General features: G+C 66.5%; 16 protein-coding genes. 7 read left to right on the top strand and 9 right to left on the bottom strand.

What is annotated here, in order from left to right:
* Positions 1-18: 18 nt before the first annotated feature.
* Positions 19-1203, bottom strand: coding sequence for an NAD(P)/FAD-dependent oxidoreductase (locus MRBLST15_RS04790; RefSeq protein ID WP_367785376.1), 1185 nt, complete (start codon positions 1201-1203; stop codon positions 19-21).
* Entirely contained in the window at positions 1200-1748 is a 549-nt protein-coding gene (locus MRBLST15_RS04785; RefSeq protein WP_025875114.1) for a YaeQ family protein, read from the bottom strand. Before MRBLST15_RS04785 ends, MRBLST15_RS04790 begins: the two co-directional genes overlap by 4 nt.
* 180 nt (positions 1749-1928) lie before the next feature.
* Between MRBLST15_RS04785 and MRBLST15_RS04780 the strand changes: the two genes are divergently transcribed.
* A complete protein-coding gene (locus MRBLST15_RS04780; RefSeq protein ID WP_367785375.1) occupies positions 1929-2798 on the top strand; it encodes a pseudouridine synthase in 870 nt (289 codons plus the stop codon).
* Between the two features lie 13 nt (positions 2799-2811).
* On the opposite strand, the gene MRBLST15_RS04775 is transcribed toward MRBLST15_RS04780, so the two are convergent.
* A complete protein-coding gene (locus MRBLST15_RS04775) occupies positions 2812-3300 on the bottom strand; it encodes a YaiI/YqxD family protein (protein ID WP_099821241.1) in 489 nt (162 codons plus the stop codon).
* 304 nt (positions 3301-3604) lie between these two features.
* On the opposite strand from MRBLST15_RS04775, the gene MRBLST15_RS04770 reads away from it, so the two are divergent.
* The 4 genes from MRBLST15_RS04770 (at position 3605) to MRBLST15_RS04755 (ending at position 7457) form a co-directional block, all read left to right on the top strand.
* Positions 3605-3814, top strand: a complete 210-nt coding sequence (locus MRBLST15_RS04770; RefSeq protein WP_025875108.1) for a cold-shock protein — start codon at positions 3605-3607, stop codon at positions 3812-3814.
* 151 nt (positions 3815-3965) lie between these two features.
* Positions 3966-4655: a glutathione S-transferase gene (locus MRBLST15_RS04765; RefSeq protein WP_367785374.1), complete on the top strand. Its 690-nt coding sequence runs from the start codon at positions 3966-3968 to the stop codon at positions 4653-4655.
* A 31-nt stretch (positions 4656-4686) separates the two neighbouring features.
* Complete coding sequence (locus MRBLST15_RS04760) at positions 4687-6252, top strand: protein adenylyltransferase SelO (protein WP_367785373.1); 1566 nt, start codon at positions 4687-4689, stop codon at positions 6250-6252.
* Between the two features lie 668 nt (positions 6253-6920).
* Positions 6921-7457, top strand: coding sequence for an adenine phosphoribosyltransferase (locus tag MRBLST15_RS04755; protein ID WP_049464353.1), 537 nt, complete (start codon positions 6921-6923; stop codon positions 7455-7457).
* Between the two features lie 154 nt (positions 7458-7611).
* On the opposite strand, the gene dbpA is transcribed toward MRBLST15_RS04755, so the two are convergent.
* The 4 genes from dbpA to MRBLST15_RS04735 form a co-directional block, all read right to left on the bottom strand.
* Positions 7612-8988 carry an ATP-dependent RNA helicase DbpA gene (gene dbpA, locus MRBLST15_RS04750; RefSeq protein WP_025875072.1) on the bottom strand — a complete coding sequence of 459 codons (1377 nt, stop codon included), beginning with the start codon at positions 8986-8988 and terminating at the stop codon, positions 7612-7614.
* A gap of 98 nt (positions 8989-9086) precedes the next feature.
* The gene (locus MRBLST15_RS04745) at positions 9087-9359 is read right to left on the bottom strand and encodes a hypothetical protein (RefSeq protein ID WP_367785372.1); all 273 of its coding nucleotides are present in this window, start codon (positions 9357-9359) and stop codon (positions 9087-9089) included.
* Between the two features lie 44 nt (positions 9360-9403).
* A complete protein-coding gene (locus MRBLST15_RS04740; RefSeq protein WP_367785371.1) occupies positions 9404-9946 on the bottom strand; it encodes a CbrC family protein in 543 nt (180 codons plus the stop codon).
* Positions 9947-10020: 74 nt separating this feature from the next.
* A complete protein-coding gene (locus MRBLST15_RS04735; protein ID WP_367785370.1) occupies positions 10021-11100 on the bottom strand; it encodes a YeiH family protein in 1080 nt (359 codons plus the stop codon).
* Positions 11101-11201: 101 nt separating this feature from the next.
* On the opposite strand from MRBLST15_RS04735, the gene MRBLST15_RS04730 reads away from it, so the two are divergent.
* Both MRBLST15_RS04730 and MRBLST15_RS04725 read left to right on the top strand, forming a co-directional pair.
* On the top strand, positions 11202-12077 hold the full coding sequence (locus MRBLST15_RS04730; protein WP_312705825.1) for a LysR family transcriptional regulator: 876 nt from the start codon (positions 11202-11204) through the stop codon (positions 12075-12077).
* Between the two features lie 330 nt (positions 12078-12407).
* Positions 12408-14288, top strand: coding sequence for an ATP-binding cassette domain-containing protein (locus MRBLST15_RS04725; RefSeq protein ID WP_265952388.1), 1881 nt, complete (start codon positions 12408-12410; stop codon positions 14286-14288).
* A gap of 291 nt (positions 14289-14579) precedes the next feature.
* Here the strand turns inward: MRBLST15_RS04725 and MRBLST15_RS04720 are convergent, their stop codons facing one another.
* Together MRBLST15_RS04720 and MRBLST15_RS04715 are read right to left on the bottom strand one after the other, a co-directional pair.
* Positions 14580-15041: a c-type cytochrome gene (locus tag MRBLST15_RS04720; RefSeq protein WP_099821251.1), complete on the bottom strand. Its 462-nt coding sequence runs from the start codon at positions 15039-15041 to the stop codon at positions 14580-14582.
* 9 nt (positions 15042-15050) lie between these two features.
* Complete coding sequence (locus MRBLST15_RS04715; RefSeq protein WP_089240512.1) at positions 15051-15446, bottom strand: c-type cytochrome; 396 nt, start codon at positions 15444-15446, stop codon at positions 15051-15053.
* Positions 15447-15570 lie beyond the last annotated feature (124 nt).

Here is a 15570-nt window from a genome sequence, read left to right as displayed (position 1 = left end):
CTGGAACGGCGATGCGGTTCACACCACGCCGCCGGCCGCGTGCCCGCTGGCCCAGGCCCACTGGAAGTTGTAGCCACCCAGCCAGCCGGTCACGTCCAGCACCTCGCCGACGAAATGCAGGCCGGGCACGCGCTTGGATTCCAGCGTCGACGAAGAGACTTCATTGGTATCGACACCGCCCAGGGTGACTTCGGCGGTGCGGTAGCCCTCGGTGCCACTGGCCACCAGCGGGAAGGCTGACAGCACCTGCGCCGCCTTGCGCAGGTCCGGCTCGTCCAGCTGGCGCACCGGTCGGTCGGGCAGCCAATGCTCGCACAGGCGCTGCGCCAGTCGCTTGGGCAGCACATCGCCCAGCACCGTACGCAGTTCCGCGGCAGGTCGTTCGCGCTTCATCTGGCGCAGCCATTCGGCGGCATCCTGGCCGGGCAGCAGATCCAGTGACAGCGCGTCACCGGGCTGCCAGAACGAGGAAATCTGCAGGATGGCCGGGCCACTGACGCCACGATGGGTCAGCAGCATGAAGTTGCGGAAACTCGTGCCGTTGCAACTGGCCTCGACCGGCAGGGCGACGCCGCTGAGTTCGGCCAGGCGCTCCTGGTGGGTGCCACTGAGGGTCAACGGCACCAGGCCGGCACGGGTGGGCAGCACCTGGTGGCCGAACTGGCGCGCGATCTCATAGCCGAACCCGGTGGCACCCAGGCTTGGAATGGACAGGCCGCCGGTGGCGACCACCAGCGAGGCGCAATGGAACAGGCCGTGCGTGGTGTGCACGCGGAAGCCGTCAGTGCCGTGCTCGATGCGCTCCACGCTGCACTGGGTGCGGATCTGCACGCCGGCCTGCTGGCACTCGTCCACCAGCATCTTCACGATCTGCTTGGACGAGATATCGCAGAACAGCTGGCCCAGCTCTTTTTCGTGATAGGCGATGCCGTGGCGCTCGACCATGTCGATGAAGTGGTAGGGCGAGTAGCGCGCCAGTGCCGATTTGCAGAAATGCGGATTGGCCGAGAGGAAGTTGGCCGGGGTGGTGCCGGTGTTGGTGAAGTTGCAGCGGCCACCGCCGGACATCAGGATCTTCTTGCCGATCTTGTTGGCGTGGTCGATCACCTGCACATGCCGGCCCCGCTGGCCCGCCGTGATCGCGGTCATCAGCCCGGCTGCGCCGGCACCGATCACCAGCACGTCGCAGCGGATCGTGCTCATGCCTTGGCGCGCTTTCGCCAGTTGGGGATCACATCCAATTGCATCTGATCGTTGAGCAGCTGCACTTCGGCGTCCTGGATCAGCACGCTCCAGCGCATCGCACGCTGGATCTGCTGGCCCCACAGATCGACGAATCCACCGTCCAGGTCGACCACCGACAGATTGTCGAAGCGGGCCAGGCCCTTGCCCTGTTTCTGCCACCAGATGTCCGACGCATTTCCGCCGTAGTTGACGACCTGCACCTGTCGGCTGCGGTTGCTGGCCTTGCGGATGCGCGACTCGTCCGGATGGCCGAGGTCGATCCACTGCAGGATGTCGCCGGTGTAGTCGTGTTCCCACAGGTCCGGCTCATCGTCGGTGCTCAGGCCGCGGCCGAACTCCAGGCGGTCGCCGGCGTTCAGCGCGAAGGCGAGCAGGCGCACCATCAGGCGTTCGTCGGTTTCGGACGGATGCTGGGCCAGGGTCAGGTTGTGGGTCGCGTAGTAGCCGCGATCCATGTCGCTGATCTGCAGTTCGGCCTTGCGGATGGTGGCGGTGAGGGCCATGAAGATCCAGAGGGGTAAAGACCGTCAATGATAGAGGTTTGCCCCGGGGGTGTCCGGTATGGGGGTGTCGGCAGGGCGTGATCGGTGGCACGCTGGCCGCCCTGATTCTTCCGGTCTGCCCTCTCGTATGTCCCGTTCACGTCCGCGCCGCGTGCAGATCGATGGCGCCACGGCCGCGCCATGACCACGCCCAGCCGACTGCAGCTCCCACCCGGTGACTGGGCTTCCCTCCTGGAAGGGCTGTGCGCGCGATTCCCGCGCGTCGATCGGTTGCAATGGGAGAGTCGCTTCGCGCGCGGACGGGTACAGGACGCACAGGGCAGGGCGCTGGCGGCGGACATGCCCTGGCAGGTAGGGCTTGAGATCCGCTACTTCCGTGAAGTGGCTGATGAGCCGGTGATTCCCTTCGTGGAGACCATCCTGCATCACGACGCGCACCTGCTGGTGGCTGACAAGCCGCACTTCCTGCCGACCGCGCCTGCCGGTGCCTTTGTGCGCGAAACCCTGCTGGCGCGCCTGGTCGAGCGCACCGGCAACACCGAGCTGGTGCCGTTGCATCGGCTGGACCGGTTGACGGCTGGGCTTGTGCTGTTCTCCACCCAGTCAGAAACGCGCGACGCCTACCAGCGCCTGTTCCGTGAGCGCCGCATCGAGAAGACTTACGAGGCGCTGGCACCGGCCTTGCCCGATCTGCGGTTTCCGCTGGAGCGGCACAGCCGGCTGCAGCCAGGGGAACCGTTCTTCCGCATGGCCGAAGTTCCCGGCGAACCGAATGCGCGAACCCGTGTCGAGGTCATTGACGCGCATGGCCCGGTCTGGCGCTACCGGCTTGTGCCGGAATCCGGACGCAAGCATCAGCTGCGCGTCCATATGGCTGCGCTCGGTGCGCCGATCCTGGGCGACGGGTTCTACCCGCAGCTGCAGGACCGGCCGCAGGGTGAGGGCGAGCCGCCGTTGCAGCTGCTGGCGCAGGCACTGGCCTTCAACGATCCGTTGACCGGCCAGCGGCGCAGCTTCCGCAGTGTGCGCACCTTGAGCGTTTCCGGCTGAGGTGCAGCTGGATTCACCTGTTCGGGCGGCGCGCCAGCCAGCGGTCCAGCTCGGCAGCGAACAGCTGGCGGTCACGCGCACCCAGAGGGGGCGGTCCACCGGTCTGCACGCCCGCGCCGCGCAGTTCTTCCATGAAATTGCGCATCGACAGCCGCTCGGCCATGTTGTTGGGGGTGTACAGCTGGCCACGCGGGTTCAGCGCCACGCCCTTCTTCTCCAGCACCAGGGCGGCCAGGGGGATGTCCTGGGTGACCACCAGGTCGCCGGCGGCCACCCGCTCGACAATGGCGCTGTCAGCCACGTCCAGCCCCTGCGGCACCTGGATCGAGCGCAGCCAGCGCGACGGCGGGGTGCGGATCCACTGGTTGGCGACCAGGGTCAGCTCGACGCCCACCCGTTCAGCGGCGCGGAACAGGATGTCGCGAATGACGACGGGGCAGGCGTCTGCGTCCACCCAGATGCGGGGGAGGAGGGGTTCAGCTCGGGTTTCAGCTTCAGTCATTTACCCAGTGTAGGGTAGGAAAAACCTGAATGGGGGCCCGGGTTTAGCCTCGATCTGGTGCAATCCCTTGCCGTGCCTAGGGGCCGGCCGTTTGTCGCTGAATATCAGGGCTATCGCTTTTTGCTCAAAACACGCGTATCGTCTGGCCCACTGTGTTTGCTAGGGTCACCGTGAATCGTGGCCTGGTGCAGTTGATCTCACGATCCGCTCATCGATCCGCTTTACCAACGCCTGCAACTCAGTCTCGGCCCCGATACCCGGTGGCTGCGATTTTTTTCAACATGTGTTTCAGGAGTTAGTAAATATGTCTGATCGTCAGACCGGCACTGTCAAGTGGTTCAACGACGCCAAGGGCTTCGGCTTCATCACCCCGGAAAGCGGCCCGGACCTGTTCGTGCATTTCCGCGCGATCCAGGGCACCGGCTTCAAGACCCTGCAGGAAGGCCAGAAGGTTACCTTCGTCGCCGTCCAGGGCCAGAAGGGTATGCAGGCTGACCAGGTGCAGGCGGTCTAATCCGTCTGCTACCGTTTGGTAGCCAGAACGCCGGGAGCGAAAGCTCCCGGCGTTTTTCGTTATGGGCTTCTGTAGTGTCGAGCCAGGCCCGGCTCTACAAAGGGCATGCACCCGGCACGGTACGATGCAGTCCTCTCCAAGGATCGTCCCCATGCGCATCGTCCATCATCTGGAAAACTCCCGTTCGCTGCGTGTGCTGTGGATGCTGGAGGAGCTGGGGCTGGACTACGAGCTGCGCCGCTACCCGCGCGACCCGAAGACGATGCTGGCGCCGCCGGAGCTGCGCCAGGTGCACCCGCTGGGCAAGGCGCCGGTGCTGCAGGATGGCGAACTGATCCTCGCCGAATCCGGCGCCATCCTCGACTATCTGGTTGACCGCTACGACGTGCATCGGCAGCTGTCGCCGTCGCCGGTACCGGCCGACGGCAAAGAGCGCATCGATTACCGCTACTGGCTGCACTATGCCGAAGGCTCGGCGATGCCGCCGATGCTGCTGACCTTGGTGATCAGCCGCATCCGCAGCGCGCCGATGCCATTCTTCGCGCGGCCGATCGCCCGCAGCATCGCCGACAAGGCCGAGCGCGGTTTCGTCGGCCCGCAACGACGCCTGCATCTGGACTGGATGGAGCGGCGTCTGGCCGAAAGCCCGTGGTTTGCCGGCGAGCGCTTCACCGCCGCGGACATCCAGATGAGCTTCCCGATCCAGGCAGCGGCCGCACGCGGTGGCGGGCTGGACGACAAGCCGGCGTTGCGAGGCTTCCTCAAGCGCATCGGCGAGCGTTCGGCCTACCAGCGTGCCGAGGCGCACGGTGGCGCATTGCAGGCCCTGCGCGGCGATTGAGGACGGCCGTCGCCGCCCCCATGCTGTGCTCATGGATACCACGGCTCCCCAGTTCGACAACCGCCTGCTGACTCTGCTGCCGGGCGATCCCGAGTCCGGCCCGCGCCGGCGCGAAGTGCTGGGTGCGGCCTGGTCGCCGGTGATGCCGACACCTGTAGCAGCGCCGGTGCTGCTGGCGTGGTCGCCGGAGGTTGCCGCGATGCTCGGGTTCGATCCTGCGCAGGTCGATGATGAAGGCTTCGCCCAGGTGTTCGCTGGCAACGCGCTGTATGCGGGCATGCAGCCGTGGGCGGCCAACTATGGAGGCCACCAGTTCGGGCACTGGGCCGGTCAGCTGGGTGACGGTCGCGCCATCTCGCTGGGCGAGTTGATCGGCGCCGATGGCAGGCACTGGGAACTGCAGTTGAAGGGCGCCGGGCCAACGCCGTACTCGCGCGGGGCCGACGGCCGTGCGGTGCTGCGCTCGTCGATCCGCGAGTTCCTGTGCAGCGAGTCGATGCATCATCTCGGCGTGCCGACTACCCGCGCCCTGTCGCTGGTCGGCACCGGCGAGGACGTAGTGCGCGACATGTTCTATGACGGTCATCCGCGCGCGGAGCCCGGCGCGATCGTCTGCCGGGTATCGCCCTCGTTCCTGCGTTTTGGTTCATTTGAACTGCCCGCTTCACGTGGCGAGACCGCACTGTTGAAGCAGATGGTCGACGCCTGCATCGCCCGCGATTTCCCGGAACTGAAGGGGCAGGGCGAAGCGCTCTATGGCGACTGGTTCGCACAGATCGCCGTGCGCACCGCAGAGATGATCGCGCACTGGATGCGCGTCGGTTTCGTGCATGGGGTGATGAACACCGACAACCTCTCGGTGCTCGGCGTGACCCTGGACTATGGCCCGTATGGCTGGGTCGAGGACTTCGATCCGGACTGGACGCCGAACACCACCGATGCGCAGGGGCGTCGCTATCGTTTCGGCACCCAGCCGCAGGTGGCGTACTGGAATCTCAGCCGTCTGGCACAGGCGCTGCCGCCGTTGTTCGCTGATGTGCAGCCGCTGCAGGCAGGGCTGGCCGCCTACCAGGCGACCTTTGTTGCGTGCACCCGTCGCGATGTGGCGGCCAAGCTGGGTCTGGCGGCGGCCGACGATGCCGATCTGCAGCTCTACCAGCGTTGGCAGCAGCTGATGCAGGACGGTGGCATGGACATGACCCTGGCATGGCGTGCGCTGATGCGCATCGATACAAATGCGCCCGATGCGGGGGTACTGGCAGAAGTCTTCTACGACCCCGAGCGGCAGCACGCGGTGCAGGAACCTCTGCAGCAGTGGCTGCAGGATTACGCGGCCCGGCTGCGTGCCGATCCACTGTCGGCACCAGAGCGGTTCGTGAAGATGGGCGCAGCCAATCCGCTGTATGTGCTGCGCAACTGGCTGGCACAGGAAGCAATCGACCGCGCCGAGCAGGGCGACCTGGGCGGAGTGCACGCCCTGCAGGACGTACTGCGTGATCCATACACCGAACGTCCGGGGCTGGAACATTACGCCGGCAAGCGGCCGGCGTGGGCTGACGATCGCGCAGGCTGTTCAATGCTGTCCTGCAGTTCCTGAGGGTGGGTTTTGGCAGGGCTGCGCCCTGCACCTGCAGAGGCCAGGTCAACAGCCAGAGCAAAAGCTGGATTCCGTGGTTTGGCGGGGCGGTGTCGGAGTGCGGGGACGCCGCAAGTACGTCCTTTTAGGCTTGGCAGCCGCTTGCTCGTGTGCGCGTTCCTGCGCACACGGCAAGACCGGGGTTGGGCGTCCTGCCCAACCCGCCCGACGCATGCGTCGGGCCCATGCGGCTGACACCCCGCACTCCGACACCGCCCCACCTCCGACAGATTCTCGCTGCTGTGGGTAGGTGTCGACTTTGGTCGACACGGTAGATCCACGCCATGCGTGGATGCTCTTCGTTCAATTCTCGAAATATTCGATCTCGATGGAGATTCATCCACGCATGGCGTGGATCTACTGGCCACCGGCAAACTGTCGAAGGCGGGGCACTGTGGGTTTGCGGGGTGTGAGCCGCATGGATGCGGCGACCAAGCCTCCATGGACGGATTCACGGCGCCCCCGCAGACCCGCAGTGCCCCGCCATCCCACGGAATGCACGCCGTTGCTGTTGCCTCGGCTGTTGCTGCTGCCTCTGCAGGTGCCGGGCGCAGCCCGGCCGAACCCCTCAACAGGCAGCCGGCGCCCGGAACAGGTACCCTATGCCGCCATCAGACAACCGAATCGCCATGACCGACGCCATCGTCGCTCCGCAGTGGGCCTCGCGCCTGCGCGACATCGCCGACTTCCCCAAGCCGGGCATCCTGTTCAAGGACATCATGCCGCTGCTCGCTCACAGTGAGGACTTCCGTGGCGCGATCGTGGCGATGGCTGATCGCTGGCGCGATCAGAAGCTGGACGCGGTGGTCGGCATCGAATCGCGCGGCTTCATCCTCGGTGCGGCGATGGCGCTGGAACTGGGCGTGGGCTTCGTGCCGGTGCGCAAGCCGGGCAAACTGCCGGGCAAGGTGCTGCGCGAGGAATACACCCTGGAATACCGCAGCGACTGCATTGAAGTGCATGCCGACGCGTTGCCGGCCGGTGCGCGCGTGGCGATCATCGATGACGTGCTGGCAACCGGCGGTACGCTGGTTGCTGCGTTGTCGCTGGTGCGCCGCCTGGGCGTGGAAGTCGTCGGCGCCGGCGTGCTGGTCGAGCTGGACGGCCTGGGTGGCCGTGGCCGCTGGGAAGCGGATCTGCCGCTGCACACCGAACTGGTGTTCTGATTTCGCAGGTGCCAACCAAGGTTGGCATCTACCCGAGCGAATCGCGGCAAACCGGTAGCTGCCAACCTTGGTTGGCACCGGATGGATGGGCCAACCAAGGTTGGCCACTACCAGGTCATGTCGCTGCCAACCGTGATTGGCAGCGCTCCTTCAATCACATCATCCGCACGCGGAACCGTCGGCCCTTGATCTTGCCGGCTTCCAGCTTCGCCACCGCCTTGTTGACCTGCTCGCGGGCGATCGCCACGTAGGAACGGGTCGGGAAGATCGCGATCTTGCCGATGAACTTGGCCGACAGGCCGGCGTCACCGGTGAGTGCGCCGAGGATGTCGCCCGCGCGCAGCTTGTCGGTCTTGCCGCCATCGATACGCAGGGTGCGCATCGCCGCCTGCGGCAGCTCGGCCGGGCGCGACGTCGCCAGCGGCGTCTTCTGCCAGTCCAGCGGCTCGCCGCGCTGCGCTTCGATGGCGTCGGCGCGGTTCTTTTCGCGGCCCGCCACCAGGCTGATCGCCAGGCCACTGGCGCCGGCACGACCGGTACGGCCGACACGGTGCTGGTAGCTCTCGACGTCGGTCGGCAGCTCGTAGTTGATCACCGCGGCCAGCTCTTCCACATCCAGCCCGCGTGCGGCGACGTCGCTGGCAACCAGCACGTTGCAGCTGCGGTTGGCCAGGCGCAGCAGCACTTCCTCACGGTCGCGCTGCTCCATGTCGCCATGCAGGGCGAGCGCGGAGAAACCGAACTGCTGCAGCGAGTTGGCCACTTCGTCCACGTCCTTGCGGGTGTTGCAGAACACCACGGCCGATTCGGGCGTGTACTTCAGCAGCAGGCCAGCCAGCGCCTTCTGCCGGTGGGCCGGTTCGACCTCGCAGAACAGATGGCGGATGGCCGGCGCCTGGTCGGCGCCTTCCACGGTCACTTCCACCGCATCGCGCAGCAGGTCGCGGGCCATGGCGCGGATGGTGTCGGGGAAGGTGGCCGAGAACAGCAGGCTCTGGCGATCGCGGTGGGTGCGGCCGGCGATCTCACGGATCGGTTCCTCGAAGCCCATGTCGAGCATGCGGTCGGCTTCGTCCAGCACCAGCGTTCGCACGGCGCCCAGATTCAGTGCGCGCTTGCGCGCCAGTTCCTGTACGCGGCCGGGCGTGCCGACCACCACGTGCGGGTCGTGGCTTTCCAGCGATGCCAGCTGCGGGCCGAGCGGCGTGCCGCCGGTCAGCAGCAACAGCTTCAGGTTGGGGATGCCGGTGGCCAGCTTGCGGATCTGCTTGGCCACCTGGTCGGCCAGCTCGCGGGTGGGGCACAGCACCAGCGCCTGTACGCGGATCAGGCTGGGGTCGATGGACTGCAGCAGGCCCAGGCCGAAGGCGGCGGTCTTGCCGCTGCCGGTCGGGGCTTGGGCGATGACATCGCGGCCATCGAGGATGGCGGGCAGGCTCTGCGCCTGGATCGGCGTGAGGGTGGTGTAGCCGAGGGCATCCAGGCCGGGCTGCAGGGCCGGGCTCAGCGGCAGGGTCGAAAAGTCAGTCATGGCGCATTGTACCTGTGCGCGCGCCCGGTCCCGCCGTTCACGATTGAGGGGCGCCCGGTAGCGGCCGACCTTGGTCGGCACCTTGGCCGAGCGTCCCCTCAGGCCAGTCCGAGGGCCACCAGCCGATCAGCCATCGCCTGCAACTGCTCCGGGGTGGCCGCTTTTCCCGCAGCCCTGGGCTCCAGCAGCAGCTGGTGGAACCACGGGTTGGCGTGCTGTGTATCGAAGTCGAACGAACAGGTCGCCTGCTCGCCCATCACCGCTTGCACGATCCCGATCAGCGTGTCTTCGGCTTCATCGACATTGCCCGGCCCATAGCGATCATCCAGCAGGCGCAACGGGATCGGCAGCAGGGTGGGAGATACGGGCATGCCTCAAGTCTAACGATCCACGTTGGACAGGAGCAGGAGGAGACTCAGGCCGCGTCAACATGGAACTGGATCAGGCCGCAGTGCAGGCACTCGAACGTGTAGAAGCCGATATCTGCACCGGGCGCGTAGTCGCTGGCGAGCTCCAGCCAAACCGCTTCGTCGGCGTCATTGGTCGTGCACCATGCCGCGATGGTCGCTGCCGAGGCCTGACTCACCTGTTCCATGGTGGCGTCGCCCAGGAAGCGGCAGACATCATTGCAATGTGCCAGCCATTTTTCCCCTTGAAAACTGACATAACCTGGCGTGCGCCGGGACAGCTCTTCCAAAGCGGTTTCGGGCACGCTTTCGTCGATGTCCAGGCTCCACGCAAATGCGATATCCAGCGCCGACGCTGCACGGCCATCGGCAATGCACCAAGGGCAGATCTGCTCCGAATAGTCTTCGCGCCCTGCGTGGATGGCATCGTGCAGGTACACGTATCCACGCGCCTGCTGGCAGACCCTGCATGCAATGGTGGACGGCCCCACGTTGCCCGTCGCAACCGGGTCCGGGTGGTAGCGGAAGTTTGGAAAGTCATTGATGCTCATGGCGTCCATCCAGTGCAGCGCAGGGGACGTTCTTGTACGACCTGCGCATGGTCCCGGCAAGCTGGGAGGGTCGCTCAGCCCAGCACCGCCAGCACGCCCTGATGGATCGCCAGGCCGCCGAACAGCAGCCAGCCGAACAGGATCAGCGCCAGCAGCAGCGGCCTCAGCCCGGCCTGGCGCAGCGCGGAGACGTGGGTGGTCAGGCCCAGTGCGGCCATCGCCATCGCCAGCAGCACCGTATCCAGCCGCACCAGTCCTGCCTGCACACCCGCCGGCAGCAGGTGCAGCGAATTGAGGCCAGCGACTGCCACGAAACCGAACGCGAACCACGGCACCACGATCTTGGCCTTGCCGCCGTCCGCTGTTGCCTTGCCGCCACGCGCCAGCCACAGCGACAGCGCGATCAGGAACGGGGCCAGCAGCATCACCCGCACCATCTTGGTGATGACCGCGGTATCGGCGGCCGGCTCGCTCACCGCGCGTCCGGCGGCGACCACCTGCGCGACCTCGTGCACGGTCGCGCCGGTGAACAGGCCGTACTGCTGCGCGTCCATCGCCAGCCAGCCATGTGACTGCACCAGCGCGTACAGCGCGGGATACAGGAACATCGCCAACGTGCCGAACACCACCACCGTCGATACCGCCACTGTCACCTGCGCGGCACGCCCGCGTACCACCGGTTCGGCGGCCATGACGGCGGCCGCGCCGCAGATGGCACTGCCAGCGCCGATCAGCATGGCCGCCTCGCGCTCCATCTTGAACACCCGCACGCCCAACCAGCAGGCAAGGCCGAAGGTGCTCGCCACCACCAGCACGTCCATCAGCACGCCGGCCACGCCGACGTGGCCGATGTCCTGGAATGTCAGCCGCAGGCCGTACAGCACGATGCCGGCGCGCAGCAGCCAATGCTTGGAGAAGCCGACGCCCGCCGCGCTGGCAGGTGCCAACCGCGGGTAGAACGTGTTGCCGACCACGATGCCAGCGACGATCGCCACGGTCAGCGCGCTCAGGCCGTGCGCCTGCAGCCACGGCAGCTCGGCCAGATATAGTGAAGCGGCCGCGACCAGGCCGACCAGCAGCAGGCCGGGCAGTCGCGGCTGCCAGCGCTGGCGCAGGGCGGGCAGGGACCAGGAGGAGAGGGCGGAGGCGTTCATGGCAGTGGAGGGGTCTGGAGAGGCCATGCCAGCGTGCGCTCCGCACATTGACCTGTAAAACGAATAATATCGGTGAAAATTACCTATATCGCAGGTTGATTGTGCGCCTGACACTTCGCCAGCTGCAGGTCTTCGTCGCCATCGCCGATCACGGCAGCACCACGGCCGCCGGCCAGGCCATCGCCCTCTCACAATCGGCCAGCAGCGCCGCGTTGCAGGAGCTGGAGGCGCATTTCGGCACGCCGCTGTTCGACCGTATCGGCCGCCGTCTGGCATTGAACGGCCACGGCCGGGCGTTGTTGGAACCTGCACGCGCACTGCTGGTCAATGCCGCCGATCTGGAGCGGCAGTTGGCGGCGGGCGGTGACCCGGCCCAAGGCGCACCGCTGCGGCTGGTACTGGCGGCCAGCACCACCATCGGCAACTACCTGCTGCCGCCGCGTATTGCCGAACTGCTGCGGCAGGCGCCGCAGGCCGAGGTCGATCTGCGCATCGACAACAGCGCAGGCGTGGTGGCGGCCGTTCAACGGTTGGACGTGGATGCAGGATTGATTGAAGGCCCCTGCCACGAACGCGGCCTGCGGGTGACTGCCTGGCAGCAGGACCCGCTGGTGATCGTGGCGGCGGCGGGTGCGCCCCCGCGTTGGTCGCTGGATGAACTGCGCAGTGCCCGCTGGCTGCTGCGCGAACCCGGCTCAGGCACCCGCGAGGCCGTCGAACAGGCGTTGCTGCCGCACCTGCGCGGCTTCGCGCAGACGCTGCAGCTGGGCAATACCGAAGCCATCAAGCAGGCCGCCATCGCCGGCCTTGGCCTGGCCTGCCTGTCCCGCCACGCGCTGGAAGAGCCTCTGGCGCTGGGCCGCCTGCGCATTCTGGAGACCCCGCTGCCCGCCCTGCAGCGCACGCTGTGGCTGGTACGCCACCCCGGCAAGCGATGGTTGCCGGGTTTGCAGGCGCTGTTGGGGGACGTGCAGTAGCAGGGATTCATTTTCCCCAGACGCGAATTCCACGAAGGGGTCAGAGCCCGTTGCGCAGCAACGGGATCCGACCCCGTGCCGACCAACGGTCGGCACCCACCAACAGCAGCGGAAATCTGTCGAAGGCGGGGTGGGTCCGGTTGCGGGGGTGTCCGCGGCATGGATGCCGCGGCCAAGCCCCCAAGGACGGGTTTACGGCGTCCCCCGCAACCGGACCCACCCTGCCATCCCACAGGAAGCCAGCTTTTGACGTTGCTTTGGCTGCGGCCGTTGCCTCTGCGGGTGCCGGGTGCGACCCGGCCGACGCCCGCAACCCGCTACAATGGTCGGATGCCTCTGATTACTCTGCAAAACGTCGACTTCAGCGTCGGCGGCCCGCTGTTGCTGGAAAAAGCCGAACTGTCGATCGAACCGGGCGAGCGTATCGCCCTGATCGGACGCAACGGCGCCGGCAAATCGACCCTGCTCAAGCTGCTGTCCGGCGACCACAAGCCCGATGACGGCGAAGTGCGCGTGCAGCAGGGCGTGCGCGTGACCCGCCTTGAGCAGGAGGTGCCGCACGGTGCCGCCGGCAGCGTGTTCGACGTCGTCGCCGATGGCCTGGGCGAACTGGGCCAATGGCTCGCCGAATTCCATCACCTCAGCCACGCCGAAGTATTCGATGGCGAAGCGCTGGGCAACGTGCAGGCCAAGATCGACGCCGCCAACGGCTGGGGCCTGGACCAGCGCGTCAGCGAAACCCTGACCAAGCTCGACCTCGATGGCGACGCGGAGTTCGCGCGCCTGTCCGGCGGCATGAAGCGCCGCGTGCTGCTCGGCCGTGCGCTGGTCTCCAGCCCCGACCTGCTGTTGCTGGACGAACCGACCAACCACCTGGACATTGAAGCCATCGACTGGCTCGAAATGTTCCTCAAGAACTGGAACGGCAGCGTGGTGTTCGTCACCCATGACCGCCGCTTCCTGCGCGCGCTGGCCACCCGCATCGTCGAGATCGATCGCGGCCAGGTCACCAGCTGGCCGGGCGACTGGGCCAACTACGAGCGCCGTCGCGAAGAACGCCTCAATGCGCAGGCGCAGGAAAACGCACGGTTCGACAAGCTGCTGGCGCAGGAAGAAGTGTGGATCCGCCAGGGCATCAAGGCTCGCCGCACCCGTGACGAAGGCCGCGTGCGCCGCCTGAAGGCGATGCGCAACGAGCGTTCCGCACGCCGCGACCTCAGTGGCAACGTCAAGATGGAAGCGGCCCAGGGCGTGAGCTCGGGCAAGAAGGTCATCGACATCAAGGACATCTCGTTCGCCTTCGGCGATCGCACGATGGTCCGCGATTTCTCCACCACCATTTTGCGCGGCGATCGCATCGGCCTGATCGGCCCCAATGGCAGTGGCAAGACCACGCTGTTGAAGCTGCTGCTGGGCGAGCTGCAGCCGCAGAAGGGTGAGGTCAACGCCGGCACCAACCTGCAGGTCGCGTACTTCGACCAGTACCGTGCGGTGCTGCGCGAAGACTGGAGCGCGATCGAGAACGTGGCCGAAGGCCGCGATTTCCTCGAGTTCAACGGCAAGCGCAAGCACGTGCACGCCTACCTGCAGGACTTCATGTTCACCCCCGAGCGCGCGCGCGCGCCGATCACCCGCCTGTCCGGTGGCGAGCGCAACCGCCTGCTGCTGGCCAAGCTGTTCGCGCAGCCGTCCAACCTGCTGGTGATGGACGAACCAACCAACGACCTGGACGTGGAAACCCTGGAGCTGCTGGAAGAGCTGCTGGGCGAATACAACGGCACGTTGCTGCTGGTCAGCCATGATCGTGACTTCATCGACAACGTGGTGACGTCCACCCTGGTGATGGAAGGCGACGGCGTGATCGGTGAGTACGTGGGCGGCTACAGCGACTGGCAGCGTTACGCGGCCAGCGTGGCCGCAGCGCCTGCGGTGGCTGCCGCGGCCAAGCCGGTGGTTGCTGCCCCGGCAGCGGCGGCTGAACCGGCAACCCCCAAGCGCAAGCTCCCGTACAAGGAAGCGCGCGAGCTGGAACAGCTGCCGAAGACCATCGAAAAGCTGGAGGGCGATGTCGAAGGCCTTACCTCGGCAATGAACGATCCGTCGTTCTACACGCGCAGCAGCGCCGAAGTGACCGCGCACACCCAGCAGCTGGCCAAGGTGCAGGCCGAACTGGATGCCGCGTACGCACGCTGGGAAGAGCTGGAAGGCTGAGCGGCCACCACGGCCGTCTCGCCTTGGCGGGCGGCTGTGGCTTCTGATCTGATTCCGCCTTGTAGCGAGCCGAGCACCGCAGGTCCGGCGAGGGCGAAGAGGTGCGGGTGTCTGAGCGCAGCGAGTTCCCGCGCCGTCCCTCGGCGGACCGAGGAGCGCAGGGCACCGGTGCGTAGCACCGGCTCGCGGATGGCGGAGCGTTTCTTTTGGTTACTTTTCTTTGCGCGCAAAGAAAAGTAACGCCCATGAACGCATCAGATTGCAGCAGCAGTCACGATCCGCGCAGCGCGGTCATTTAACCCCGTGCAGATCCCGCAACTGGCTCGTGCGGCTGCCAAAGTAAGCCGCCAGATCTGCGATGTCCTGATCGCTCAGGTCCTTCGCCTGCGGTGTCATCAACGCATGCTGGCGGTCACCGGCGCGGTAGGCCTGCAGCGCATGCGCCAGGTAGTCGCCATATTGCCCACCCAGCTTCGGGTAGGTCGGATCGATCGGCGCATTGCCGTCGGCGCCGTGGCAATCGATGCAGCTCTGGCTGGTGGCCTTGCTCTTGACCTTGGCGCGGGCCTCACCGGCGGCTTCACGCCCGGCAGGCAGGCCCGCGGATGAAGACGATCCGTGCTCGCCGCTGGCATGGCCGGGATCGCCGGCGGATTTCTCGCTGTTTTCGACCTGTGACTGCGAGCAGGCCGCCAGCAGCAGGGCGACGGACAGGGCGATGGCGTGACGCAGTGGATGCGCGGCTTTCGACATGGGCGGGCCTTACTTGACGGTGGACAGGTAAACAGCGAGATCGGCGATCTCCTGTTCGCTGAAACTCATCGACTGTGCCTGCATCGTGGGATGCCGGCGCTTGCCCTGGCGGTACTCGGTCAGGGCCTGGGTCAGGTACTGCTGGGTCTGGCCACCGATCTTCGGTACCCGGTAACTGGGGTAGGCGTTCTTGTAACCGGTGATGCCGTGGCACCCCTGGCAGGTATAGGCCAGTACACGGCCATTGTCGAAACTGCCGGTGGGCGTGGCGGCCGCCGGCACAGGGGCCGTAGCCGGTGCCGGGGCGGGTGCTGCAGGAGCAGAAGCAGGAGCGGGCTGTGCGGCGGCCCCGAGGGGCAGGAGGACGGCCAGAGCGAGACAAGCGGCGAGCGGCTGCGGGCGCATGGTGTCTTTTCCGGGGATTCGGGTCTGGTCGTTCCGGCGTGGGGTACGGAACGACCCGAGTATAGCCTCAGGTTTCATCTAGCTGAAATGGGGTCGGCCCGACCGGCGGCGTGAAGACACCATG

This window comes from Stenotrophomonas sp. LST15-1-1.1, assembly GCF_040815575.1.
In the GTDB taxonomy this organism is placed as follows: Bacteria; Pseudomonadota; Gammaproteobacteria; order Xanthomonadales; family Xanthomonadaceae; genus Stenotrophomonas; species Stenotrophomonas lactitubi_B.
The sequence above is the reverse complement of the archived record's forward strand: the minus strand, read 5'-3'. Positions and strand labels throughout refer to the sequence as shown.